The sequence below is a fragment of the Paenibacillus barcinonensis genome, assembly GCF_003217495.1.
In the GTDB taxonomy this organism is placed as follows: domain Bacteria; phylum Bacillota; class Bacilli; order Paenibacillales; family Paenibacillaceae; genus Paenibacillus; species Paenibacillus barcinonensis.
The window spans coordinates 128,149-154,393 of sequence record NZ_QJSW01000012.1; the positions used below are offsets into that span (position 1 = coordinate 128,149).

Sequence of the window (26,245 nt, forward strand, 5' to 3'; positions counted from 1 at the left end):
AACGAGGCAAGAAACAAGAATCAAGAACCAATAAGCAACAACAGAAGTCAGCACTAAATGAGCAATAAGGTTAAATTAAAAAATCCCGGAAGTCTTCATGACTTTCGGGATTTTTATATTGATGCACCTACACCCAGCCTGTAAATGCCAATATTGATGCTTTGGCAGATTGGGCTTCAATATGAGCCCCTTTCCGCCACACTTTTGGCGATTCCCCCATTAATCTGGCGAAGCAGCGATTGAAGCTGGAGATGGATCGAAAGCCTACCTGCTCAGAGATCGACAGGACGGACGAATCGGTGCTTTTCAAACGTTTGCAGGCCTCTTCTACACGTGTGCTGTTCAGAAAATCAAGCGGTGTCGTACCCATAATTTCATGGAATTTGCGGCGAAAATGGGTAGTGCTCAGGTGACACAGCTCTGCAAGCTCGTCAATCGTGACGGGCAGCATGTAATTTTTCGTAATAAATTCAAGGGCGGGCGAGATCACAAGATCGGGCTGACGGCTCTGCCGTTCCTGTTCCCTGCTCTGCTCCAGGGCGTGCTCCCCGTACTTCTCCTGCTCCCGGATAGGCCCGTTCTCATCATGTGCATGAATTCGCAGCAATTCAATATACAGTGACATTAACAGCCCATACGCGCTCTCACGGTAAAAGGGGGATTGTCGTTGAATTTCTTCAACGATTGATGTTGCCAGTGTATACACCCTGGGGTACTGGTCTTTATGCAGAACACAACGGCGGGCTTGAATGGCCCGAAGATTCGGCTCCATATTCGTTTGGGGCGTCTTGATTACATGCTGAAACAGCTCTTCCGGTGAAAAAAAGAGATAGGCCCACCTGCTAGCTTTATTAGGCGAACTGTAGGTGGTGTGGGGCAGATAACGAGGTAGGAATGTGACATCTCCTGCCCGGAAAGGCACGTTTTCTCCTTTGATCTCCATCACACCTCCATCCGAATAACAGATGCCAATCTCCATATGATTATGGAAATGCAGATGCTCACTTTTGATATCCGAGATTTTCCAGCGCTCCCCGCTGAGCAGTAGAACCGGGAAATCAATGGGCAAGCTGTAATGGCGGTATTCAATGACAGGTTTTTTCGGTTTGGGCATGTCCGGCTGCTCCCATTCGTCGGATTATAAATGATCGAAATTGCGCAGTTTTGTTACGAATATGCTTAGATGCAGACTATTTTACTGCGTACAATGAAATAAGTAAAGCGTTTACATCACAGGACGGTCACTTCTCACGGTTCCATCCGAGGAGTGTGCGCAGGAGAGGGGAATACACATGCTGCAAGTGAAATATGACCGTGAACATTTATTAAACGTGATTCAGAACGTAACGAACAAAACGCTGGATATGGATTTGACCTGGGATTGGCCCTGCGGCGTAGCCTATTATGGTGTTTCGAGAGCCTATCAGACGACAGGCAATCAGGAAATTCTGGACAGACTGGTGAAATGGGCAGATGAATATATTGAGCTTGGCTTGCCGAGCTGGACGGTAAATACCTGTGCGATGGGGCATGTAATGATTACGTTATACGAAGAGACCGGGGATCAGAAGTATTGGGATATCGTGATGAGCAAGGTGGATTATTTGCAAAATCATGCGCTCCGCTTTGGCGATCGTGTGCTGCAGCATACGGTGTCCACAGCGAATGATTTTCCCGAGCAGGCCTGGGCCGATACGCTGTTTATGGCTGCCTTTTTCCTGCTTCGGGTGGGCAGCAAGCTGAAAGACGAGGTGATGATTCAGGATGCCCTGAATCAATATTACTGGCATATCAAATACCTGCAGGACCCAAGCACAGGCCTCTGGTATCACGGTTATAACAACGTAAACAAGGATCATATGTCGGGATTTTACTGGGGGCGGGCGAATGCATGGGGAGCCTACACGATGTCGCAGGTGAAACCACAGCTTAAAGATTGGTACTTGTATCCGCAATGTATGGACGTGGAATGCTCCTTACGCGACCAGCTCGCTGCCCTCAAGCTGCTGCAAACGGACCATGGCTTGTGGCATACGGTGCTGGATGACCCGGAAGCGTATGAGGAAGTGTCTGCATCGTGCGGTATTGCTGCCGCTATGATCAATAATGGTAATCCGCTGCATACAAAATATGTGCAAAAAGCGCTTGAAGGCATTCTAAACAACATCAGCGAGGACGGACGTGTGCTCGGGGTATCCGGTGGAACGGCCGTGATGAAAGACCGTGACGGTTACCGCAACATTCCAAAGGACTGGATTCAAGGCTGGGGGCAGGGCTTGGCACTGGCGTTTCTGTCCGACCTGCTGAGATAAGGGGAGGGAAACGAATGCCGAATTCAAGCACAGGCGCCTTCACGTTGCCGGGAGAATCAGGTTATGAGGCGCTGACACTGGAGCTTGCTGAACGGTGGGGAGCCGATGTCATTCGCGACAGTGACGGGACCAAGTTGTCGGAGGAGATTATTCAGGCCGGATACGGCATTTATTCGACGATCTGTATCATCCGCGATCATAATGAGTGGGCATCCAGAAATCCAAGTAAGCTGCAGCAATGTTTTTTAATTACTCAGCCGAAGGTGGCGGTGCAGGATTACATCTCCATCTATCTGCTGGAGGATTTTTTTGCCGAACAATTCAGAGTTAATGATTCCAGAGAAGCGTTGAAGTATTGGCAGGTGTTTGACCGTACGACAGGACAGGAAGTGCCAAGAAGCCACTGGAATTACGAAAGGGAATCCGGAAACGTGGTCCTCACAGGAATTACGCCTTGGCATAAGTACACAGTGAGCTTCATGGTTTATCGTATCTGGGAAGAAATCTCGATGTATAATCACACCACGAACAACTGGGACAAGGAGCACCTGATGCAGATCGACCCGATCTATGCGGATACGCAGACCTATCTGCTGGATTGGATGGAAAAGTGGTGCCTGGCTCACCCGGAAACAACGGTGGTTCGGTTTACGTCCCTCTTCTATAATTTTGCCTGGATATGGGGCAGTGATGAGCGAAACCGACATCTGTTCTCGGACTGGGGCTCCTACGATTTCACGGTAAGTTCGAGAGGGCTTGATCTATTTGCTGAAAAATATGGCTATTCACTCACGGCAGAGGATTTTGTGAATGGTGGAAAGTACCAGGTCAGTCATATGCCTGCAGGGCAGCGAAAGCTGGACTGGATGGCATTCATCCATGATTTTGTCATTGCGTTTGGCCAGAAACTGATTGATATCGTGCATCGGCATGGCAAGCTTGCGTACGTATTCTACGATGACAGCTGGGTGGGCATGGAGCCATATAACGAACGCTTTGAAGAGTTTGGCTTCGACGGTATGATCAAGTGTGTGTTCTCCGGGTATGAGGCCAGAATGTGTTCAGGCATCAAGGTGGCTACCCATGAAATTCGTCTTCACCCCTATCTGTTCCCCGTCGGACTGGGCGGACTGCCGACCTTTAAGGAAGGTGGAAATCCAACGCTGGATGCCAAAAACTACTGGATTAACATTCGGCGTGCACTGCTGCGTGAGAAGATTAACCGGATTGGACTCGGGGGATATCTGCATCTGGTGGAGCCATATCCTGATTTTGTAAACTATATTGGGAAGGTTGCGGATGAGTTCAGAGAGATCAAAGAGCTGCATCAGGCAGGCAAACCGTTTCAGCTTCAGACACGGGTAGCGGTGCTCCATAGCTGGGGCAGATTAAGATCGTGGACCTTGTCTGGACATTTTCACGAAACCTGCATGCATGAATTGATCCATGTGAACGAGGCGTTATCCGGGCTGCCGCTAGACGTTCGGTTTATCGATTTTGAAGATATCCGTCAAGGTGTACTCGGCGAGGTGGATGTGGTCATTAATGCAGGCAGAGCCGGTTCCGCGTGGAGCGGCGGTGAGCACTGGCATGATACGGCCTGTGTGGATCTGCTTACCCGCTGGGTGCATGACGGGGGCACATTTATTGGTATTAACGAGCCATCGGCGGTGGAGGGCTATGATACCTTTTTTCGAATGGCTCATGTGCTTGGAGTCGATCAGGATACAGGTGCGCGCGTGGTGCATGGTAAATGGGCTTACGATGTACAGGATCGGTATGAGCTTATGCCAGAAGGTGCGTCTGTGACAGGGAACCAGCAACTCTATCTGACGGATGGAACGGCTGAAGTGGTGCAGGAAACAGGAGGGAGCATTGCGCTGTCTGTTCATGCTTTTGGCAAAGGAAAGGGCATCTATCTGTCCACGTACAAGTTGAGCTGGGCGAATGCCAGGCTGCTGCTGAATCTGATTTGTTTTGCCGGTAATGAACAGCACAATGCCAAGTATATTACAGATAATGTGCTTACCGAATGTGCGTATTTTCCCGAGAGCGGCAAGCTGGTTGTGATCAACAATAGTGATCAGGCGCAGGCGACAACGATTGACACCGAGCATGGGATGCATACGTTTAACATCGCTCCATACGATACGCTTATTACCCGAATTGGAGCGCAGGCATCGGTATAACGTAAGGGGCAACTGTCTCCCTAGTAAGAGAGCTCAAGGCTCGCAGCACATATGCTGCAAAGCTTTGAGCTTTTTGTTGTGATCAACGCAGCATTTTCTTGCTGAATGCCACACGTTGCATGTATGGACATGCGGCCTCCTGTGCTAGACTGATAAAAGCGATTGTAACGACTCCATCCAGATTGTTCTGTCCTCGGAGTGTCCGCGTAAACGTAATTTTTACAAAGGGAGCTGCTCACATGAAGGTAAATGAGGTTATGCAGGAGTTGGAAGTGCTGGGCAAGGAACGCACAAAAAAGATTTATCTGTCTAACGGTGCACATGAACCGTTGTTTGGTGTGGCTACCGGGGCGATGAAACCGATGGCAAAGCAGATCAGGAAAAATCAGCCACTCGCTGAGCAACTGTTGGAAGTAAATCAGCACAAGCCCAAAAGCAGCCAATCCATGCCTTCGATAATATCCAAAAGGCGCTGGATCGCAATCAGCTTGGATTTAAACGCAAATATGTCAGATGTTAATCCGAAACGTGTATTCCATTATCGCCATAGCTCGTTATAATGGTGTTAATGGATGACACAGGTGGGGGAGACAACAACGATCATGAAACGCAAGTTTGATTGTAAGCGTATTCAGATACTGGATGATTGGAGCCTTAGAACGAAGCTATACATATTATTTATTTTTTGTGTGCTGATTCCTGTGCTGGCGACCAATGCGGTATTTTATCAGAGCATCAAGGGACAGATTGAGGCCAAAGAGCAGAGCAGGCTCAATGAAATGCAGCAGCGGATTCGCTTTAATCTGCGGAACAGTCTGGATAACAGCTTGTACGTATCCAATTTTTTATACACGGATGCCACGCTGAATCGGTTTATGGAGTCCAAATACCGTAATCAGGAAGACTATTATTTTGCATATTATGATATGCTGAGCGGCAACAATCTGGTTCGATACTATTACAGCTATCAGCAGGTGAACCAGGTGACGTTTTATGTGGACAACGATACTTTTGTGAATGGCGGCAACTTCATCAAGCTGAATGATGACATCAGGAAGAGTGAATGGTATCAGGCACTGATGAACACGGACGACCAGATGCTGATCTATTCGTATTTTGACAAACAGCAGGCAGAGATGTCGCAAACTCAAGGTGGACGAAAGGTTAGCATTATCCGTAAACTGAATTATTTCGGGAAGCAGCAGGTGGAGAAGGTGTTAAAGGTCGATCTGGACTATGCCTTCATCAATAAGTCTTTCAAAAATGAGGGGGCTGGCGGCAAAATTTATATCGTTTCGGATGATCGTATTATTTTCTCCAATGATGCACAGATGAATCAGGCACGGAAGCCGTTTAAACGGATGTCCAGCATGGAGCCGGATGCTTCGCAATCCATAGAATCCATTCCTGTTGTATCGGAAAATTGGCAAATTATCGTTCGTGGAGAGAGGCTGGATTTTCTAACGGAGATGATAGACTCCAGATCGAATCTGCTGCTGCTGGTTATCCTTAATTTGCTGGTGCCAACACTGCTGATCTGGCTGATCTCCAGATCCCTTGTTGACAGGGTGGGCCGCATCGCGAGGCATCTGGACCAGGTTAAACAGGAGAGATTCGAAGTGATCACAGAACCCGCCGGCAAGGATGAGATCGGCAGCTTGACCCACAGCTATAACATGATGGTGGTCAAAATCAGGAATCTGATCGAAATTGTATTTAAAGGACAGGTTGAACGGCAGGCGCTGGAGCTTTCGAAGAAACAGGCTGAATTAAAGGCGCTGCAGAGCCAGGTTAACCCACACTTTATGTTTAATACACTTGAAACAATCCGCATGCGCAGTCTGATCAAGGATGAGCATGAAACGTCTGACATCATTCAGAAGCTGGCGCTGCTGTTGCGGCAGACGATTAATTGGGGCAATGATCTCGTTACCGTTGAGGATGAAATTCGTTTTGTGGAGAGTTATCTGGTGATTCAGCAATATCGTTTTGGTGATAAGCTGCAATTTGTCATTGACGTCGCGGACCCCGACATTCTGGAGATGCGAATTCCGAAGCTGACCGTATTAACTTTTGTAGAAAATGCGTGTATTCACGGTATCGAGGGTGGCTCCAATGATGGTGTTGTAGAAGTGAGCTTCCAGAAGCAGCACGAGCAATTGCATATTTTGATACGTGATACGGGAGTTGGCATGGAGGAGGACAAGCTGGCTCTGCTGCGCAATATGATGCTTGATCCGAGTCTTGAGCGGCTCAGTGAGCTTAGCAGCATCGGAGTGATGAATGCTTTTATACGGCTTCGAATGTATTTTGATGAACGTGTACATGTGGATATTGTCAGTGAAAGGTACAAGGGAACAACGATATGCATCAAAATCCCTCTTGTACAAGCATCTTAGGGATAAGGAGCGAGGATATGATCAACGTGCTGATTGTGGACGATGAGCCATTTATTCGCCAAGGACTTCTTTTGCTGATTGATTGGAATGCGCTTGGATTTCAGATTTGCGGTGAGGCTTCAAACGGGGTGCAGGCACTCGAATGTATCCGGGCTGTGCAGCCCGATCTTGTCATATCTGACATCAAAATGCCGGAAATGGACGGGATGAAGCTTGCAAAAGTAATATACGAGCAGTACGGCGGCGAGATGAAAATGGTGCTGCTTAGCGGTTTCTATGAGTTTGAGTACGCCAAGCAGGCGATTAAGTATCAGGTAGACGACTACATTCTCAAACCGATTGTAAAAGACGAGCTGCTGCAAGTGCTGGAGGCGTTCAGAGATTCCTTTCTGGAAAGAACGGAAGAAAAGCGGCATCAGGAGAAGCAGGAACAGATCGTCCTTGCCCAGCATGTGCAATCCATATTACTTGGAACAGCCGATGAGGGTACCCTTGTGCATGTGCGAGCCCATTACGGGGATGCAGCCAAGTTTCGCTGTTTGATGATTGAAACGGAGTCGGAGCAGGAGCATCAGCAAGCCGCGTGGTGTCTGCAAGTGGAAACAGCTATAAACAACACTCATGCCGGATATGTGCTGAAATCCTTTACTGGTGAAAAAAACAGGATGCTGCATATCGTAACCGATCTGCTGCTGAAGCAAGAGGCATTGTCCTTGGAACAATATGTGACACGGCTGTATAGCGAGCTGAGCCGTATTCAGAGTGCAGCAATTGCGATCTATGCAGGCAAGGAGGTCGGCGGTCTGGAGGAGCTGCACGAGTCTTATTATTCTTGTAGCAAGATCAAAAGCTTGCGTTTCTTTAGTGCATACGGGCCCATCTATTATTTTGAGCATGTGGATACACGAGTGTTTAATAACAAACCCGCCGGTCGGGAAAAACAGCTGTTCGACGGCCTGATTCGAGCCATAGAAGAGCATCGCACCGAGGATGTACGCAGTCATGCACAGGCGATCTTTCAATTTTTTCTGGAGGAACGGATCGAGCCGGGCATCGTGGGTATCCATCTTCATTATTTGGCGTACACCCTCTTGGGACTGGTTAACAGAGACGACTCCGATCTGAGTCTGGACGGGGAATGGATGCAATCGACATTTCTGCAGGAGAACTATGCGATGCTGTCCATGGAAGAGAACATCGAGAATCTGTGTGAGTTCTCATACAAATGTGCCGAGAAGCTGAGGGAGCATCAGAAATGGAATGCGATGGGCGTGCTGGCCCGAGTTGAGGCGTATATTCATGAGCACTATATGGATAATATCAGTCTGAAGCTGCTCGGAGAGCATTTTTACATGAATAGCGCATATCTGGGGCAGATTTTTAAAAAGCATTACGGCGTCAGCTTCAGTGATTACCTGAATCAGATTCGGATCGAGGAGGCTACCCGGCTACTGCGCAGAACGGATTACAGGGTGTATGAAATTGCTGCGATGGTTGGATACCGGGATTCGGATTATTTTATTAACCGCTTTGAGAAAATCAGTGGTGAGACGCCGGCACAGTATCGAAAAAGGGCACAAGCGATGCATATTTCGGATTCATCATCCTGCACTCCTTGAGGGGGGAGCAGGATTTTTTGCATATCTGGAATTATTGGGATCGGCCCTATAATTTGTCCCGTTGAGCAGCACAGGTAACAATGATAATTTTAAGTCAGCCTTTGGAAAGCGCTTTCCAAAGAGCATCTCTCAATATACTTCGCTGGAGGGGTCATGATGAATAAGGATGTCAGAAAAAGATTCAGGCAGTTTGTTTTACTGACGTTAATGCTTACGGTTGTGCTTGCTGGATGTACGCCAGGAGCATCAAAAACGGAAGAGAAGACGGCAGACGGCAAGGAACTGAAGCAATTTTCCGCATTTTTTGCCGTACCAGGCAAGATCGCACCTGACGACAATCGTGTGATGAAGGCTATTGAAGAAAAGACAGGTGTAAGAGTTACGATGGATTGGCTAACAGGCCAGACTGCCAAAGAACGAATCGGTGTCATGATTGCAGGTGGAGAGTATCCGGACTTTATTGATGGCAGTGATGGTACGCAGCAACTGGTATCTGCCGGTGCACTTGTGCCGCTGGAAGACTATATCGACAAATATCCAAATATTAAAAATTACCTCGGTGATAATTGGAAAAAGATGAAAAATTCAACCGACGGTCACATCTATTTCATTCCGCAATTCGGCAATGTGCAGGGTGATTCCATGAAGGTATCCCACGACGGGGAAGCCTTCTGGATTCAAAAAGCGGTGCTGGAGTGGGCGAACTACCCAACGATCAAAACGCTGGATCAGTATTTTGACCTGATTGAGAAGTACAAAGCAGCGAATCCAACGATTAACGGTCAGCCAACGATTGGCTTCGAGATCATCTCTTACGACTGGCGTTACTTCGCGCTGGAGAATCCGCCGCTGTTCCTGGCTGGTTATCCGAACGAAGGAGCCGCTATTATCGACAAGGCTACATTAACCGCGAAGAACTACAATACAATTCCGGAAGCAAAAGCTTATTTTAAAAAGATCAATGAAGTTTACAACAAAGGGCTGGTGGATAACGAAACGTTCACAGCCAACTACGATCAGTACATTTCCAAAATTTCAACGGGACGTGTACTGGGTATGGTCGATCAGGGATGGCAGTTCCTCGATGCAGAGGCTTCACTTGTCAAACAAAAGCTGTATGAAAGAACATACGTACCGTTGTCCATTACATTATCCGAGGATGTCAAAGGACGTTATCAGCATAAGCCAATCCTGAATGTCAACGGCGGACTTGCGATTACGAAGAGCTGTAAAGATGTTGAAGGAGCACTTCAATATATTAATGATCTGCTCGACCCAGAAGTTGAGGTTCTGAGAACATGGGGACAAAAAGATGTAGATTATCAGGTGGATGACAAAGGAGTTTTCTCCCGTAATGAGGAGCAGCGTGCTAACTCCAAAGACCCGGACTGGGTGCTTGCAAACATGGGTAGCCCGCTAGTGTACTTCCCGCATCATGAAGGTATGACAGCAGACGGCAAAAATGCAATAGATCCGAAAGAGCAGCCTGAAGAGTACCTTGCTACCTTGAATGATATCGACCAAAAGGTGCTCAAGGCTTACGGATATACGAAATTTACCGATTTCCTGGAGCCTGCGGAAGAGAACGAGCCATGGTTCCCGATCTATACGTTCAATTTTGAACCGAATAAACCAGAGACGATTGCGAGACAGAAGATGGATGATGTGAAACGGAAATGGCTGCCTAAAGTCATTATGACTTCACCAGCCGAGTTCGATAAGACATGGGAAGAATATCAATCGACGCTGAAAGAGAGCGCGGATATTAAAGCTTATGAGGATGCACTGACCGAAGAAGTCCGCAGACGTGTAGAACTGTGGGGGTAGTTGCAGGGCAAATTAGCAAAAAGTACGAACAAGAAGTACGACAAGTAGTATGACTAGCCAAACGATAAGTAATACAACAAGTTATCACGGATGCAGCATCTGCAAGTAAACGGTTTGAAATAAGTCAGAGGCTATGGGGCATCCCTATAGCCTTTCTTATTCAACACATAGACGTGTACCCATTGGACAGGAATGGATTTCGAATCATCCGGGTTGGATGATATAGATAAAACTCGTAATCAAGGAGAGAGAACATATGGCCAAAAAGGAGCTACAGCCCTCGTTAAATACCAGCCATATCCCTGCAGGGAAAAGCTGGATCGGGTATAACTTGTCCAGAATGAAAAGTCAGCGTCAATTGATGTGGATGTCATTCCCCTTCATTATCTTTATCGCTATTTTTGCTTATGGGCCTCTATGGGGCTGGCTGATGGCTTTTCAGAATTACAGACCGGGCATTGGTTTTATGGAACAGGAATGGGTGGGGCTGAATCATTTCCACACCTTATTTACGGACCCGACCTTTCTACGTGTCATTCGCAATACACTGGCGATGAGTCTCATCAGTCTGTTTCTCGGGTTTGTTGGTTCAATTGGGCTGGCGCTCCTGCTTAACGAGCTGCGGCTGGTTTTATTTAAACGTGTCGTGCAGACGGTGTCCTATCTTCCGCACTTTCTGTCCTGGATCATTGTGACAGGTATCGTTGCGAATGTACTGTCAACGGAAAACGGAATTGTGAATGTGCTGATGACCAAGCTTGGGCTAATCGACACGCCGATCAATTTTTTCGCTGAACCGAAATACTTCTGGGGCATCGTGGGTCTGTCCAGCATGTGGAAGGAGATTGGATGGGGCACGATTATTTATCTGGCATCTATGGCTTCGATCAACCCGAGCTTGTACGAGGCGGCTTCTATTGATGGAGCTGGCCGCTTCCGCAAGATGTGGAATGTCACCCTTCCAAGCATCAAACCAACGATCATTATCCTGCTGATTATCAACGTGGGTAACGTGCTGAATGCAGGCTTTGAGATTCAATATTTGCTGGGGAATGGACTGGTGCAGGATGTATCCGAGACCATTGATATTTTCGTGCTGAAATACGGGATTAATCTTGGAAACTACTCACTTGCTACCGCAGCAGGGATTTTCAAAAGTGTAGTCAGTCTGGTGCTCATCTTCATCGCCAACGGGATTGCCAAATCTCTTGGTGAAGAGCGGTTGATATGATAAGGAGGAAGCGCAGTGAACCGAATTAGTGGAAAACGAAGCCTGGGTGACTCTATTTTCTCTATCCCTAATGGCATATTTATGTTGCTTGTCATGGTTGTTACGTTATATCCTTTTTTAAACACCATTGCCGTATCTTTCAATAATGGCCTGGATACGATTCGCGGGGGAATCTATCTCTGGCCGAGGGAGTGGACGCTGCAAAACTATATTTCGGTATTCCAGAATCCAAATCTGACCCAAGCTGCATTTATTTCGGTTGCCAGAACGGTGGTCGGAACGGTGGTACAGCTGTTCTGTACGGCCATGCTGGCATATGTGCTGAGTCGCAAGGAATACATGTTTAACAAACTGGTCACAACCCTTTTTGTGATCACGATGTATTTTAGCGGCGGCTTGATTCCGGGGTACATGCTGATTAAACAAGTGGGACTCTTGAACAGCTTCTGGGTATATATCATCCCTGGCCTGATCGGGGTGTTCAACATGATTGTCATTCGTACCTATATTCAAGGCTTGTCCGAGGGACTGATTGAATCGGCAAAGATGGATGGGGCCGGAGATTTCCGTATCTTCTTGCGCATTGTGCTTCCGCTGTCCAAGCCGGTGCTTGCTACAGTTGCTCTATTTATTGCTGTGGGTCAGTGGAACTCCTGGTTTGACTCCATGCTCTATACGGCAGGAAACCGCAATTTGACCACCCTGCAATACGAATTGATGAAGCTGTTATCCTCATCAACATCTCAAGGGGGAACGGTTAATGTGGATCAATACAAAAATGTGACGAACATGGTCACCCCCGTATCTATTCGGGCAGCGATCACCATCGTGACAGCGATGCCTATCGTTGTGCTCTATCCATTCTTGCAAAAATACTTTGTCACTGGACTCACCATTGGAGGGGTAAAAGAATGAATCATGCCAATCAACACGAGCAATGCACGTTTAACAATCCGATTATGCCGGGATTTTATCCAGACCCGTCTGTATGCCGGGCTGGAGATGATTTTTATCTGGTCACATCTACGTTTGCGTATTTTCCAGGCGTTCCGATCTTTCACAGCCGCGATCTGGTTCACTGGAAGCAGATTGGCAATGTGTTGAATCGTGCTTCGCAGCTCAACCTGCAGGGAGCAGGGCATTCGCAAGGCATTTTTGCACCGACGCTTCGGTATCATGAAGGGCTCTTCTACATGATTACCACCAATGTATCTCATGGAGGTAATTTCGTGGTGACGGCTACAGACCCGGCGGGGCCTTGGTCCGATCCTTATTTTATTGAAGGTGCGGAAGGCATTGATCCAACGATATTTTTCGATGAAGACGGTAAAGCTTACTATCTGGGAACCCGGCCTTGCTCCGAGGGCGTACGTTATAACGGAAACTGGGAAGTGTGGCTGCGCGAGCTGGATTTGGGCAGTATGAAGCTGGTGGGAGACAGCTATGTATTGTGGCGCGGAGCGATGGTGGATGTGATCTGGCCGGAAGGGCCGCATCTGTACAAAATTGGCGATTATTATTACCTGATGATTGCCGAAGGTGGCACAGGGCTGAATCATGCAGTCACGATCGCACGCAGCAGCACCCTGACCGGAGGTTATGTGGGCAATCCGAATAATCCGATTATTACGCATCGTCACATGGGTAAGCATTATCCGGTAATTAATGTAGGACATGCGGATCTGGTAGAAGCTCCTAATGGTCAGTGGTTTATGGTGATGCTGGCTTCCAGACCGTATGGCGGAGATTTCAGCAATCTTGGCCGGGAGACTTTTATTGCTTCCGTGGAGTGGGAAGATGGCTGGCCTGTTGTAAATCGGGGGCTTGGCAAGCTGGAAGAGCAGGGTGTGCTTAATCTGCCCGCAGTGCCTGTGGCACCGGATTTGCGCTGTGAACATTTTGACAGGGATCATCTCGGCCTGCAATGGATGTTCCTACGTAATCCGCAGGAGGACCTGTATTCCTTGACAGAACGCAAAGGCTATCTGCGTCTCAAGCTGAAACCGCAAACATTGAAGGAGCTTGAGAACTCCAGCTTTGTCTGCGTGCGTCAAAGACATATGGATTATGTGGCAGCTACAGCGTTGGAATTTGTGCCACAGCATGAATATGAGACGGCGGGTCTGGTGGTTATTCAAAATGACCAGTATCATGTGCGGATTGAACGGGCTCTTGTAGGAGAGCAGCAGGTACTGCGAGTGATGACGTGGCTTGGCGGTGAGGAAACAAAGGTGGCTCAGGCAGAGCTGAATGGGGATGCTCCGCGTGTATACATCAAAATGGCTGCGCTCGGACAGCAGCTCAGCTTCTATTACAGCACCGATGGAAGTGAGTACCATCTGGTTGCAGGACAAGTGGATACAACCTGCTTGAGCACGGAAGTCGCTGGCGGCTTTGTCGGGTGCTGTATCGGTATGTTCAGCAGCAGTAACGGTCAGTCCTCGAATCAGGCCGCTGATTTCGACTGGTTCGAGTACGGATCAAATGAATGAAAACTGCGAAAACAATATTATCGGGTGTGTTAGTGGCAGGAGTCATCACAACTTTATCTGGAGTCTCTCCAGCTTCGGCTTTTCAGAGTGGTGAGATAGCTTCACCTATTGCTGCAAAAGAGTCGTTGGTGGACTTTACATTGTATGATAAGGTTCCAAAGTTTAAAAAGACAGTAAGTTCCGACAAGGTGATCTGGACTGGGAATCATATTAAACTAGTCGCAAATATCGTTGAAGATGAACATGTTCCGGCTTTTGAATCGAAAGTCATTGAATCTATTGTCATTACCGAAGGAAAGGTAAAACACACAATTAAAACAGATCATTACACGGAAAAGCTGCATGAGGTTCAAAGTGTTGTTCATTCAAAATCAGGAAACTAAGTGTCGATACAGGCATCAAAAAGTGCTGGTTATGCCATTATTCTTGTCAATCTAAAAACAGGAGAGTCCCGGATATTGAATGACCTTCTTGTAAAGGCGGGCAAGAAAGGGGTGGAAAGCATTCCGGCATGGAACTGGTCACCTGAAGGGGATAAGATCGCTATTTCCTATGGAAATACCGAAAAGAGCTCCCTGGCCGTATATGATGCCAATGCAGGTGCTTTTGAGTATCTGCCACGTACAACAAACTACATCAGTACAGGACTTGTTCTTTGGCATATCAATGGAAAAGCATTGGATTATATTAGCGAATATCCCTCCAATCAGCTGAGTCTTTTTAGATATAATACAGTAAGCAAGAAGGTCAAACCGATTAAAAAAATGACTCAGAAAGAATTTCAACAATTCTGGAAGCTGGACAAATATATACAAGCTTCTTAAATACAATGATAAAGAAATGAAGCGGCCTTGATCCTGAATTTAATGGAGGGAGGCCGCTTCATTTTGACTGTCACCGTTCAAGGGTGCAGGGGAGGGTATCAACCTAGATGCTTAAGGCGAGAAATTCTCCTGCGAAGAGTATCCGAGTTCTTTAGGTTAAACATCCGCACAGGTATTCATCCTGCTTAAATCCAAAATTTCATTCACGTGATGTGCTTCAAATTGGTCAAGCAGAGCATCCAAGCCATACTCCAGCTTGTGCTCAAGCTCCTCCAGATAGATGGGGAGAATCGCATAAAAATGCACAGTTTGTCCATCCTCCATATCCAGCGTCAGGAAATCTTCGTGCACTTCAAGCGGAGGAAGCACAATAAAGGCACACATATCGGTGTTGCCGGAGAGTGGTAACGCGGGATCACCATTCGGTACAGTATGCCCCCAGCTTAACCAGGTATCATAATCATGTGGTAAACGAGCCATCGTTTTCAACCAGCGTATTGGCCAGTAGTTTTCCGAATTATCCAATTCCTCCTGTAATAGAGGCCAATCTGGCGGCAAACACATCACCAGCTCTGCATACTCATATTCCTGTGCATCTTCAGGCGTGTTCATTGCCAAAGCGCTCATACCGGTTGTATACAGCGTATAATAATTGCGTTCCGGCGTTGGGCGAACCACATGAACATCAATGTGCACATGGTCTGACACCAGTTCATGGAATACGGATTCGGCTTCGCCGAGATATTTGTCTGCGTGTGTTTCGATTCTCTTTAGCCATTTGTCCTCGACATAAGAAGTAGATTGAAACTCACGTTCAAGCTGCTTATGACGAAGAATAGGAACGCCAGAGGACGAAAACTCTGAAGAATTGGACATGCTTACCTCTCCCTTGCACGATGTAGTATACCTGCCCTTTCATCATATCATATTGAACATAGTAGCAGCGGGAGGCTTTATCTGGTGCTGTATAGCTGCTCAGCAGCAGTCGCAATCAGCCCTCCGATCAGGTTGCTGATTGCGACTGATTCGATTATGGTTTGTATTCAGGTGCTGTAGCATTAATGATGTTAATTATTTTGCGCTTGGCATCCCGTGCTTCAGGGATGGGATATAGAACGAATACGTGGTTCATTTTGGGATAAACATACGTATGGTGATCAATGCTTTGATCTGTAAGCAGCTTGTCCAGTCTCATGTTGTCAGGGAACAAGCCTTCATGTGTGCCAATGAAGATACTGATTTTGCCCAAGCCGTTGAAATCGCCATAGATGGGGCTGATTAATGGATCATGCAGCGGCTTATCGGCGGCCCAGATTCGGCGAATGACATCGTAGCCTTCCACAGCCAGCATCGGGTCGCGAGTTTCATAGTCAAAGATCACCGGATTGTCCAGCACCATGTCCACACAAGGTGATAACAGAATGATATCTTTGGGCTGAGGTAAATGGTGCATGTTTACATAGTGGGCTAACCCAAGAGAGATGTTGCCCCCTGCGGAATCGCCCATAATGGTAATCTGTGCGGGATGGTCTACGGAACCCAGAATGTCGCGATAGATTTGAAGCAGTTTGGGATACGTATGCTTGTAGTTATAATGTGGAACTTTCGGATAGATTGGAGCAACAACTTTGGCATGCAGAGCCTGGGCCATGTGGTCCATGAACTTCCAGTGCAGAGATAATGGTTGATGTGTATGCGCTCCGCCATGGATATAGAGAACGACCTTTTGTTTGCGCGAGTGCTGATCATTTAATGTAAATACTTGAATGTCCTCATAGATATGCTCTGTGATGGGAGAGACCAGCTTTACTTTTCCAATCTGATAAGGTTTGATATTTTCCATACCCATATGGTCCAGATGTTTACGGGTAAGCTCTCGGGTTGATAAATTTTTCTTGGTATCTAACGTTGCGATATATTTCTCAAATATGTAGCTCGTAACAGAGCGTTTTTTGTTATGGATATAAAGGCTCATCTCTGGTTCACGTTCCTTTCTGATCGAATTTGAATATTGTGATGGGGGAGAGTAATTAAAGTATAAAGCTTGAAGTATACTTCAAGGTCAACCCTGCTTGTGATGGCTATGATGTTGAATAAACAGAGGGGCTTGTTCAGTCTGGTGTGAAGCTCTGGCACTGGATATGTTATGATATGGGCAGCATGATAGAGCAATTGAAGGAGCAAAGGGTATGAATCAGAGCGTACAGCAGTTTAAGGCTGATTTTTTCAAGGCACTGGCACATCCGATGCGTATCCGCATTCTGGAGCTGCTGAGTGAAGGGAATAAAAACGTAAACGAGCTGCAGAGCATTCTCGGATCGGAAGGTTCCGCTGTATCTCAGCAGCTCGCAGTGCTGCGCAGTAAAAATGTGGTTCAAGGCATGAAGGAGGGCACAACGGTTACGTACTCCTTGCGTGATCCGTTAATTAAAGACCTGCTGGTGGTTGCCAAACAGATTTTTGATAATCATCTGGTCGATGCTATATCAATGCTGGAAGATATGCGCAAAGACAGCTGACACAGAAAACAAGAGCAACTGCTGGTCTGGACCGGAGTCTCTTGTTTTTTTGTATGATTGCAGGAAGCAGTCTTATGGAAAAGCGTGATATTTCCGGTTGACAGGGCATATATCAGGGAGTAGTGTTCAGTATATATTCAAATATTCAAATATATGAAGAAAAGAAGGTTATGGAGCATGAAAGGCATCGGGAGATATGCGGGTTATCGATTATCCGATCTTCGCAAAGATCTAATATCGGGGCTGATTGTAGGTATTATAGCGATTCCGCTTGGCATGGCTTTTGCTATCGCTTCGGGAGTGAAGCCGGAATATGGATTGTATACCACCATTATTGCGGGTATTTTAATTTCACTGTTAGGCGGGTCCAAATTTCAGATTGGCGGTCCAACAGGAGCGTTTATTCCTATCCTTTTTGCCATTGTGATGCAGTATGGTTATGAAAATCTGTTAATAGCGGGTATGATGGCGGGGGTAATGCTCATTCTTATGGGTGTGTTCAAGCTGGGAGCCCTGATCAAATTCATTCCAAGACCCGTGACCATTGGCTTCACAGCGGGTATTGCTGTGCTGATCTTTAGCGGGCAGATTGTTAACGTACTAGGGCTTAAAGGGGTTACGAAGCATGAGGATTTTTACTCCAATATGAAAGAAATCGGAATGCACATCGGCACGATCAATATATATAGTTTGCTGACAGCGGGGGTGTGCCTGGCTGTTCTTCTGCTTGTGCCAAAGTTTGCGCCTAAAGTGCCTGCCTCGCTGCTTGGTCTGATTTTATCAACACTCATCGCTACTATCTTTTTTGAAGGTCAGGTAGCAACGATTGGTTCATCCTTTGGCGCAATTCCGGCGAACTTGCCTCAATTCCATCTGCCAGAGGTCACATGGGAGCGGATTATGAAGCTGCTGCAGCCCGCCTTTGTTATTGCGATGCTCGGCGGAATCGAATCTCTGTTGTCCGCGGTAGTTGCTGATGGTATGACCGGAAGCCGTCATAACAGTAATCGGGAGCTGATCGGGCAGGGGATCGCCAATGTTGTGACACCTCTTTTTGGAGGTATTCCGGCCACAGGAGCGATTGCACGTACAGCAACAAATATTAAATCTGGCGCAGTATCTCCATTGTCGGGTGTGATTCATGGTGTCGTTGTGCTGCTTGTCCTGATTCTATTCGCACCCTATGCATCCCTTATTCCGCTAGCAAGTATGGCACCTGTGCTGATGCTGGTGGCATGGAATATGAGTGAGCGAAAATCTTTTGCCCATGTGCTGCGGACCAAAACAGGTGATTCACTCGTGTTGCTGCTCACCTTCCTGCTAACCGTATTCACGAGTCTGACCACAGCGGTTGAGGTTGGTTTGATTTTGGCAGTCATTCTGTTTGTGAAACGAATGAGCGAGATGCTGAAGGTTGCCAAGGTGCTGCCTGATCCTGATCACAAACATGAGAAGGTGATGGCTCACATGGTGCGGGAAGGGCATGATTGTCCACAGATCAGCCTGTACACCATTGAAGGCCCGTTATTTTTTGGGGCGGCAGATATGTTTGAAAAATCGGTGATGGATTCGCTCTCAGAGCGTCCGGGCATGTTGCTGCTACGTATGGGAAAGGTTCCCTTTATGGATACAACAGGCGAGGCGAATCTGGCGAGTTTGATCAAGCATTTTGAACGATCAGGCGGTATGGTACTGTTGTCAGGCATTCAAGAGCAGCCACTTGAAATGCTCAAACGTACAGGTCTGCTGGAGCGGATCAATCCGGCGCACCGATTCGAGCATACAGGCGAAGCGATTAATTATGCGTTACAGCATCTGAATCAAGACAAGTGCAAGGGCTGCAAGCATTTTGCTTTTCGGGAATGTGCGGCCTTGTCGAGCGCTGGGACTGAGCCTGAACAACAGCAAAAGTGGAAGCGCGTGGCGGCTAAAGTAACATCTTGATTAGTATTCCAATTTATTCCTGTCTGAGATATATTAAGTATATTACAAATCAATCAGACAGGAAGGAACTTAACGATGTTTAACCAACCAACTGCTTTGCGTTCAGTACTGAGTCCGGCTTACTTGCAGTGGGCATTACAGGCACATTACGATATCGGGACGTGGGAAGAATGTCTATTTTGGCTCAGAGGATTGAATGATACTTACCGGGTACGGACGAGCAATGGAACGTTCATATTACGTATCTATCGTACCGAGGTGACAGAAGCGGATGTTCGTTATGAGCTTGATGTATTGACTACACTAAAAGAAAGCCTGAAGAACCATGCCCACACGGGCATTGGAGATTTCGTCTCAACGACAGAACAGAGCGGTTATATTATGCTGGATGCGGCTGAAGGAAAGCGTGCTGCGGTTATGTTTCAATATATTGAGGGTGTGGAAAATAATCTGGAAGACGAGGCTTCCTGCTATGCGTTTGGTCAGTCTGCGGCCGAATTACATGAGGCTATGGATCAGATCAAGCTTGAGTTAGAGCCGGGCTTTTCGAGATTTGAGCTGAATACAACATTTCTTATTGATGAGCCGTTGGAGCGAATTGTTCGTTACATAGGAGAAAGCCATGAAGAAGTAATATTTTTGCAAACGTTTGCAGCTATGTTAAAAGAACAGATTCTGGTCGTCTCCGGCGCTGGCCTGGAATATGCTCTGTGCCATGGCGATATGCATGGAAACAACAATGTGTTTCAACAGCAAGACAAGTTCATTCATTATGACTTCGAGTGGGCCGCTCCAGGATGGCGTGCGTATGATCTGGCGCAAGTGAAGATTCGAAAACGACAATCTGGAGATTCCGAGCAGAAGCAACAGCTCTGGGATGCACTTATGAAGGGGTATCGCTCTGTTCGGAGATTTACAGACGCAGATGAGCAAGCCATTGATCTGCTTGCCATTGCTCGCAGGTTCTGGGTTATGGGTCTGGACGTTGCGTTTATCGAGAGTGATATGGGGGCATTGGATTACGGTGCAGATTGGCTCAACGATTTCATCGAAGAGTTTCGTGAGACTGGTTTAGTGAAATAATGAGTTTGAAAAATCAGCAAAACGAGTATGTGGCCTCTATTTCTGCATACTCGTTTTGCTGTACAAGGTGATAAAGGCTATTATTGGCGGGCTGATTACTGTTGCCCTTCTAGGTGAAACAGAAATAAGATCAGTAACAGGCTGGGCATCTACAATCAATACGCCATTGCCTTGGGACAGTTTCCGTTAAGATGCTCTTCCACACATTCGATATGAAGCTGCACTTCCTCACATTCCATATTGTATTTCTGCCGCACATCTCGTACAATTTGGTGAAGCAATTCTGCATTGCGTTAATGTGAATGATTTTAAGATGGTATGGTGACAGCAAGCTGTATTTCAGAAAAGGGGAGAATCACTTGGAAGCGAAAGAACTATCACGCGGGTTAAAACCTCGTCACGTTGAGCTAATTGCACTTGGCGGCACGATTGGGGTCGGGTTGTTCATGGGATCGGCAAGCACGATCAAATGGGCAGGTCCATCCGTATTACTGGCCTATTTACTGGCTGGTATCATTATCTTTTTTATTATGCGAATAATGGGTGAGATGTTGATTCAGGAGCCGGTCACCGGTTCATTTGCAACATTTGCCCACAAATATATCAGCCCGCTTGCCGGATTCCTCACGGCCTGGAGTTACTGGTTCCTTTGGGTTACGGTAGGCATGGCGGAAGTCACGGCGATCGGAATTTACGTCGGGTACTGGTTCCCGGATATTCCTCAGTGGCTTCCGGCACTTGCGGGAGTATTGATCATTGCGGCAGCGAATCTGGCGGCAGTGAAATTCTATGGAGAATTCGAGTTCTGGTTTGCCTTGATTAAGGTAACGGCCATTGTGGTGATGATTGTTATCGGCACAGGACTTATTTTCTTCGGATGGGGCAACGGAGGGCAGCCGATTGGCTTGTCCAATCTTGTGAGTCATTCGGGATTCTTCCCTGGTGGAATCAAAGGTTTTCTCTTTGCATTATGTATTGTGACTGCGGCCTATCAAGGGGTTGAGATGGTTGGTATTACAGCCGGGGAAGCGGAAAACCCAAAACACACGCTGCGCAAAGCGATTAAAAACATCGTATGGCGTATTCTCATTTTCTACGTTGGCGCAATATTTGTTATCGTTACGCTGTATCCCTGGAATGAGGTCGGTGAGACTGGAAGTCCATTCGTGCTTACCTTTGCCAAAGTGGGGATTGTAGCCGCCGCAGGCATCATCAACTTCGTGGTACTGACAGCTGCAATGTCAGGGTGTAACAGCGGAATCTACAGTGCAGGCCGAATGTTATACACTCTTGCGGAGAATGGACAGGCACCTGCCTTTTTCAAAAAGCTGTCCAAAGGCGGGGTTCCGCGCAACAGTATCGTTGTAACGATCTCGCTGCTTCTGATCGGGGTTATTCTGAACTATCTGATGCCAGATTCGAAGCTGTTCCTGTATATTTACAGCGCAAGTGTGCTACCAGGTATGGTGCCTTGGTTTGCACTGGCGATCAGCCAGTTCAAATTCAGAAAGCGCTGGGGGCATGGGCTGGCAGAGCACAACTTCAAGTCCAAATGGTTCCCGATCAGCAACTATATTATTATTGTGTATCTGGTGCTGGTCATTATCGGTATGGCCTTTAACCCGGATACACGCCTGCCGCTGATTGTAGGGGCATCATTTATGGCTCTTGTGGTTATTGGTTATTACGTATTTGGCATAGGAAGCCGACAATCAAAGGCAAATGATCCTAAATAATACGGATGGCCCGAATAACAGCACGGGAAGGTAACGGTTTTACAAGAGCATTTTTCTAATAAAATTAAAGCTGCCTGTACAGCAGCCAATAACACTCCTGGAATCGTATGGAAGGACCTGTCCAAAGTCCAATACGTTCCTGGAGTGTTTTTTTGTGTAGTTTAAATTAGGGACATCTCGGTTACAAAGGAAAGAGTGAACCTTTACACAGATGAACAGATGAAATGCATAACACATAACCCGAAAACCGAGGAGGAATTGATATGGCGAAGCAAGATCAGCATTCGATTCAAGATCCAACGACACAATATCCGAAGGCCACTCCAGACTGGAAGCAGCAGCAGGAGGAGCCTGGATTGCAGCGTGAGATGACCCCAATACCCGATTGTGGTGAAAAAAGCTATCAAGGCAGCGGCCGACTAACAGGCCGTAAAGCCGTCGTGACCGGGGCAGATAGCGGCATCGGACGGGCGGCGGCCATTGCCTATGCGCGTGAAGGGGCCGATGTGGTGCTCTCTTACCTGCCGGAAGAGGAAGCAGATGCGAAAGAGGTTGTGCAGCTGATCGAGGAAGCTGGCCGCAAAGCGGTTGCTGTTCCGGGTGATCTGAAGGACGAGAAATACTGTGAGCAGCTGATTGAGACCGCAGTGAAAGAGCTGGGCGGCATTGACATTCTCGCTAACGTTGCAGGCAAGCAGCAGTTTGTGGAGCAGATCGCAGACCTGACCACAGAGCAATTTGATGCTACGTTCAAAACCAATGTGTATTCCATGTTCTGGCTCTGCAAAGCAGCGGTGAAACATATGAAGGCTGGCGGCTCAATCATCAACACATCGTCCATACAAGCCTATAAGCCATCCCCGATTCTGCTGGATTATGCCACGACCAAAGCTTCGATCAATACCTTCAGCAAGGCGCTCGCACAGCAGGTGGGCAGCAAAGGCATTCGGGTGAATGTGGTTGCGCCGGGACCCGTCTGGACCCCTTTGCAGGTTGTCGGTGGACAGCCTATAGAGAAGCTGGCTGATTTCGGCAGCAATACTCCGCTGGGCCGGGCAGGACAGCCTGCCGAGATGGCTCCGGCGTATGTATTTCTCGCAAGCCAGGAATCCAGCTATGTGAGCGGGGAGACCCTGAATGCGAACGGGGGGACGGTTAGTCCATAAGCATAAGCGATTCATTCACAGAAACGGATGGGGATCGGCTGCCGGCAGACCATTCGGCTTCTCGGCGTGTTGCGCACATGGATTATTGTGAAGTAAAAGGGACAAAGCAGCCGCGCGCTGCTTTGTCCCTTTTGGGTGTCCCGAGGTATGCTCCAGACATTGTTATATTCATGAAGAGTGCGTGTGTATTATTTCTGCTTTGGCTTGGTTTCCAGTATGACATAGCTGCCCAGTGTGGCAAGCTGTGCATTATCGAGCAGGGCTTCATTCACAGCAGTCAAGACTTCACCTGCGGCTGTCATCAGCGCCTCGGAGTCAACCGGTGAGGCAAACCGAAGAATGACAGAGGTTTCTCCTTTTTTCAGATGTGTCTCCGCTTTGCTCTTGTAATCGTTAATGGAATTCACTTCAAGATCGTTCTGCACATAATAATCGTTGGCGTCACCATCGCCCTTGAACCGATCCAGCTCGGAATCAAGCCAGTAGTCCTTGTCGGCTACCGTCTTCTGGCCTATAGCTGTCTCATCATTAGCGTTGTACAGGAAATAAGGAATGCCGGAGTTTGTCAGGTTATTGGTTGCATCCACATGTAACCACTCGTTTCCGATTTTCACCTTGTTCCATGCATGGGGTACACCGCTGGAGGTTCCCGTAACGACAATGCTTTCCAATCCGGACAGGTCCGAGAGCAGCTTGTATGCGGAAGCATAACTTGCACATACCCCTACACCCTTAACGAGAATACCGTATGTGGTGAAGGAATCGTTGAACTGTGCATCGACATGCTTAAAGTTGTTTTGCTCTGCATTTTTCAGGGCAGCGTCGTCGTATTTTGCATTGTCGTTCAAGTAATCATAGATGGCTTTGCGCTTCTCATCATCGCTCATGCCTTGTTTGATGATTGAAGCGACAACATCTTTGCCTTTGGCAATAATCTCATTTTGTTTACGCTGAATATCGGCAGCCGACTCTTTGTAATGAATGGACAGGGTGAGTGTGCCATAGTTGTATTCGAATCCTTCTACGCCAAGAATGAGCGGATTCTGGTACATTACCTTCAAGACAACGTCCGAAAGTGTAGTGAAATTCTGTGCTTCAGGAAAAGCTTTCAGTGAAATGCTGTCCTGAGCGGCAATCATATTTTTAGCTAAAACCTCTTCCAAAGCTGAATCTGCGTTAATGAACGCATCCCCTGTAGCCGGTTCAGGCACGGTCTCCTGATTCCCCTGCTCTACCTGCTGCTCGGTATTAGACTTTTGCTCATCTATCAGGTTCTCCTCGGCAGATGGCTCTGGAGCAGCTGTTTCATTCGAAGGAGCATTTGTAGAATCACTAGTCGTTGCTGCATCGGTTGCTTCTTCGCTGGTACCGTCTGTGGTCTCTGTTGTGGCATTCGATGACGTGTCGGTAGTTTCTTCTTCTACTGCTGGTGGTGTGTCATTGTTATTGATGATCGTTGGTACATCTGGTGCAGGCACATAGGGTGTGTCGTTTTTGGGTTCAACAAATCCGTTGCTGGAGTCGGCCACACGCTGCTGTGCAAGTTTATCCAGATCCTCCTGGGTCACATTCTCTACACGGACGTAGCTTTTAAGTGCTGTTCCTTTGACGTGGAAAGGAATTTCCGTTTCAAGGAACTCTGAAATCTTCACATTAGCCGTATCATAGACAAGTGTTTCACGGGCTAGTGAGCCGTCATTGTATTCCACGGTTATTTTCTGAGGCAGCTCGCTAACATTTTGTAACTTGTTTCGATAGAGGTCTTCTTTTAAAGATGAGGGTAACTGCGATGCCAGTGGAGCCGTAGCCACTCCATTACTAAAATTGGATTCCTTGCCGTCTCCGAGTGCAGTTACGTAGTATTCTCCTATAATACCGAAATTTTGATTTGTTGTAATGATATCGTTATAGACACTTAGGCCCCCACGACCATTTCTCATAAAATCATTAAACGTTGTTTCGTTTGTCGTTGCGATTAACAAAGGTAGCCCCCCCTCATAACCGCTCTCTGCTCCTTGAAGGGGGAGATTACCCGGTTCAAAAGCTTTGGTTGGATCGCTACGTTTATAGATGTTATATTGGGTCGCACCTTCAACCTTATCCCAGACAAGCTTGAAGCGTCTGTCTTTGTCAATCTCATATCTCAGTTTAGGCACCGAAAGCTCGGATTTTACTGTGAAAGGGATAATGATGGGTTCGTCAAGCAAAGTGGGATTCTCTGCATCCGGATCATAGTTCAGACGAATATAATAGATCGGAGCGCCACCCCAACTGCTGTTTCCTTTTGTACGCATGGAATCAGAACTTAGAACACCCCAGCCCATAGGTCTTACGGAAACACTATTATCCTTGTAATCTACCAACCAATGTACTCTACTGGCTTTAAGGCCTTTAATATCGGTATGTACTGAAATGATATCATTGGAATAATAATCTATTTTACTCAGATCGCCTTTAAACTTAAACGTAAATTCTTCATCCTGTGCCACATTGTACATGGGCATGATTGCTTTTTCGGAAGCTGTGCCATACTTCTCTTTCAGACTTAAAATGCTGGAGCCCTGCTTCGGTTCCGTCGGATTGCTTTCGGGATTACTGCTCTCCTGCTCACTGCTTTGGCACCCGGCCAGCAGCAATGTTAGTGCAAACATCATGACTAATAATCGTTTCATGGTACACCACTTTCTAATTTTCTGGTTAAAACTCGTTTTCAATCCTCTTACCGCTTAAACCTCCTATTAATTTCCTAATATTTATTGCTAGTGTATGGTTATACAGGCTTATTGTCAAGGGAATATAAGGGTCTTAAAGACCTATAACCAGGTCAAAAAGATCAACGTTCTCATGTTAAAACTATGCTAAAATAGTTCAATCATCTTTGATAAATTCATCAGTGGAGAATAA

Annotated in this window: 19 protein-coding genes and 1 pseudogene; 16 read left to right on the plus strand and 4 right to left on the minus strand. The window is 47.1% G+C overall.

The annotated features are described in order from the left end of the window. Nucleotides 1-127: 127 nt before the first annotated feature. Entirely contained in the window at nt 128-1,114 is a 987-nt protein-coding gene (locus DFQ00_RS18235) for an AraC family transcriptional regulator (RefSeq protein WP_110897909.1), read from the minus strand. 178 nt (nt 1,115-1,292) lie between these two features. Between DFQ00_RS18235 and DFQ00_RS18240 the strand changes: the two genes are divergently transcribed. From DFQ00_RS18240 to DFQ00_RS29925, 11 genes and pseudogenes are all read left to right on the plus strand, one after another. Next, the gene (locus tag DFQ00_RS18240; RefSeq protein ID WP_110897910.1) at nt 1,293-2,312 is read left to right on the plus strand and encodes a glycoside hydrolase family 88/105 protein; all 1,020 of its coding nucleotides are present in this window, start codon (nt 1,293-1,295) and stop codon (nt 2,310-2,312) included. Nucleotides 2,313-2,326: 14 nt separating this feature from the next. Further along, on the plus strand, nt 2,327-4,501 hold the full coding sequence (gene gnpA, locus DFQ00_RS18245; protein WP_110897911.1) for a 1,3-beta-galactosyl-N-acetylhexosamine phosphorylase: 2,175 nt from the start codon (nt 2,327-2,329) through the stop codon (nt 4,499-4,501). A gap of 239 nt (nt 4,502-4,740) precedes the next feature. Next, nucleotides 4,741-4,908 (plus strand): annotated as a pseudogene (locus DFQ00_RS18250) (DNA alkylation repair protein); the annotation flags it as partial. Nucleotides 4,909-5,103: 195 nt separating this feature from the next. Beyond that, the gene (locus DFQ00_RS18255) at nt 5,104-6,900 is read left to right on the plus strand and encodes a cache domain-containing sensor histidine kinase (protein ID WP_167433768.1); all 1,797 of its coding nucleotides are present in this window, start codon (nt 5,104-5,106) and stop codon (nt 6,898-6,900) included. A gap of 17 nt (nt 6,901-6,917) precedes the next feature. Continuing rightward, nucleotides 6,918-8,519, plus strand: coding sequence for a response regulator transcription factor (locus DFQ00_RS18260; RefSeq protein WP_167433769.1), 1,602 nt, complete (start codon nt 6,918-6,920; stop codon nt 8,517-8,519). A gap of 156 nt (nt 8,520-8,675) precedes the next feature. Next, the gene (locus DFQ00_RS18265) at nt 8,676-10,346 is read left to right on the plus strand and encodes an extracellular solute-binding protein (RefSeq protein WP_110897914.1); all 1,671 of its coding nucleotides are present in this window, start codon (nt 8,676-8,678) and stop codon (nt 10,344-10,346) included. A gap of 256 nt (nt 10,347-10,602) precedes the next feature. Beyond that, on the plus strand, nt 10,603-11,577 hold the full coding sequence (locus tag DFQ00_RS18270; protein WP_110897915.1) for an ABC transporter permease: 975 nt from the start codon (nt 10,603-10,605) through the stop codon (nt 11,575-11,577). Between the two features lie 15 nt (nt 11,578-11,592). Next, on the plus strand, nt 11,593-12,492 hold the full coding sequence (locus DFQ00_RS18275; protein ID WP_174812234.1) for a carbohydrate ABC transporter permease: 900 nt from the start codon (nt 11,593-11,595) through the stop codon (nt 12,490-12,492). After that, nucleotides 12,489-14,069, plus strand: coding sequence for a glycoside hydrolase family 43 protein (locus DFQ00_RS18280; protein ID WP_110897916.1), 1,581 nt, complete (start codon nt 12,489-12,491; stop codon nt 14,067-14,069). Before DFQ00_RS18275 ends, DFQ00_RS18280 begins: the two co-directional genes overlap by 4 nt. Next, nucleotides 14,066-14,452 (plus strand): hypothetical protein, encoded by a 387-nt coding sequence (locus DFQ00_RS29920; protein WP_244213915.1) that lies wholly within the window; start codon nt 14,066-14,068, stop codon nt 14,450-14,452. The genes DFQ00_RS18280 and DFQ00_RS29920 overlap by 4 nt, the downstream gene beginning before the upstream one ends. A 75-nt stretch (nt 14,453-14,527) precedes the next feature. Further along, nucleotides 14,528-14,893: a TolB-like translocation protein gene (locus DFQ00_RS29925; RefSeq protein WP_244213916.1), complete on the plus strand. Its 366-nt coding sequence runs from the start codon at nt 14,528-14,530 to the stop codon at nt 14,891-14,893. Nucleotides 14,894-15,049: 156 nt separating this feature from the next. Here DFQ00_RS29925 and DFQ00_RS18290 read toward each other — a convergent pair whose 3' ends face one another. Together DFQ00_RS18290 and DFQ00_RS18295 are read right to left on the minus strand one after the other, a co-directional pair. Beyond that, on the minus strand, nt 15,050-15,769 hold the full coding sequence (locus tag DFQ00_RS18290; RefSeq protein WP_110897917.1) for a suppressor of fused domain protein: 720 nt from the start codon (nt 15,767-15,769) through the stop codon (nt 15,050-15,052). 154 nt (nt 15,770-15,923) lie between these two features. Continuing rightward, nucleotides 15,924-16,868: an alpha/beta hydrolase fold domain-containing protein gene (locus DFQ00_RS18295; protein ID WP_110897918.1), complete on the minus strand. Its 945-nt coding sequence runs from the start codon at nt 16,866-16,868 to the stop codon at nt 15,924-15,926. 214 nt (nt 16,869-17,082) lie between these two features. On the opposite strand from DFQ00_RS18295, the gene DFQ00_RS18300 reads away from it, so the two are divergent. The 5 genes from DFQ00_RS18300 (at nt 17,083) to DFQ00_RS18320 (ending at nt 23,341) form a co-directional block, all read left to right on the plus strand. Beyond that, nucleotides 17,083-17,412 carry an ArsR/SmtB family transcription factor gene (locus DFQ00_RS18300; RefSeq protein ID WP_110897919.1) on the plus strand — a complete coding sequence of 110 codons (330 nt, stop codon included), beginning with the start codon at nt 17,083-17,085 and terminating at the stop codon, nt 17,410-17,412. A gap of 177 nt (nt 17,413-17,589) precedes the next feature. Then, the gene (locus DFQ00_RS18305; protein WP_110897920.1) at nt 17,590-19,356 is read left to right on the plus strand and encodes a SulP family inorganic anion transporter; all 1,767 of its coding nucleotides are present in this window, start codon (nt 17,590-17,592) and stop codon (nt 19,354-19,356) included. Between the two features lie 75 nt (nt 19,357-19,431). Further along, a complete protein-coding gene (locus DFQ00_RS18310) occupies nt 19,432-20,439 on the plus strand; it encodes a phosphotransferase enzyme family protein (protein ID WP_110897921.1) in 1,008 nt (335 codons plus the stop codon). Nucleotides 20,440-20,798: 359 nt separating this feature from the next. After that, nucleotides 20,799-22,175 carry an amino acid permease gene (locus tag DFQ00_RS18315; RefSeq protein WP_110897922.1) on the plus strand — a complete coding sequence of 459 codons (1,377 nt, stop codon included), beginning with the start codon at nt 20,799-20,801 and terminating at the stop codon, nt 22,173-22,175. 263 nt (nt 22,176-22,438) lie between these two features. Then, the gene (locus DFQ00_RS18320) at nt 22,439-23,341 is read left to right on the plus strand and encodes an SDR family oxidoreductase (RefSeq protein ID WP_110897923.1); all 903 of its coding nucleotides are present in this window, start codon (nt 22,439-22,441) and stop codon (nt 23,339-23,341) included. A gap of 188 nt (nt 23,342-23,529) precedes the next feature. Here the strand turns inward: DFQ00_RS18320 and DFQ00_RS18325 are convergent, their stop codons facing one another. Further along, nucleotides 23,530-26,013 (minus strand): transglutaminase domain-containing protein, encoded by a 2,484-nt coding sequence (locus tag DFQ00_RS18325; protein WP_110897924.1) that lies wholly within the window; start codon nt 26,011-26,013, stop codon nt 23,530-23,532. Nucleotides 26,014-26,245: the final 232 nt, after the last annotated feature.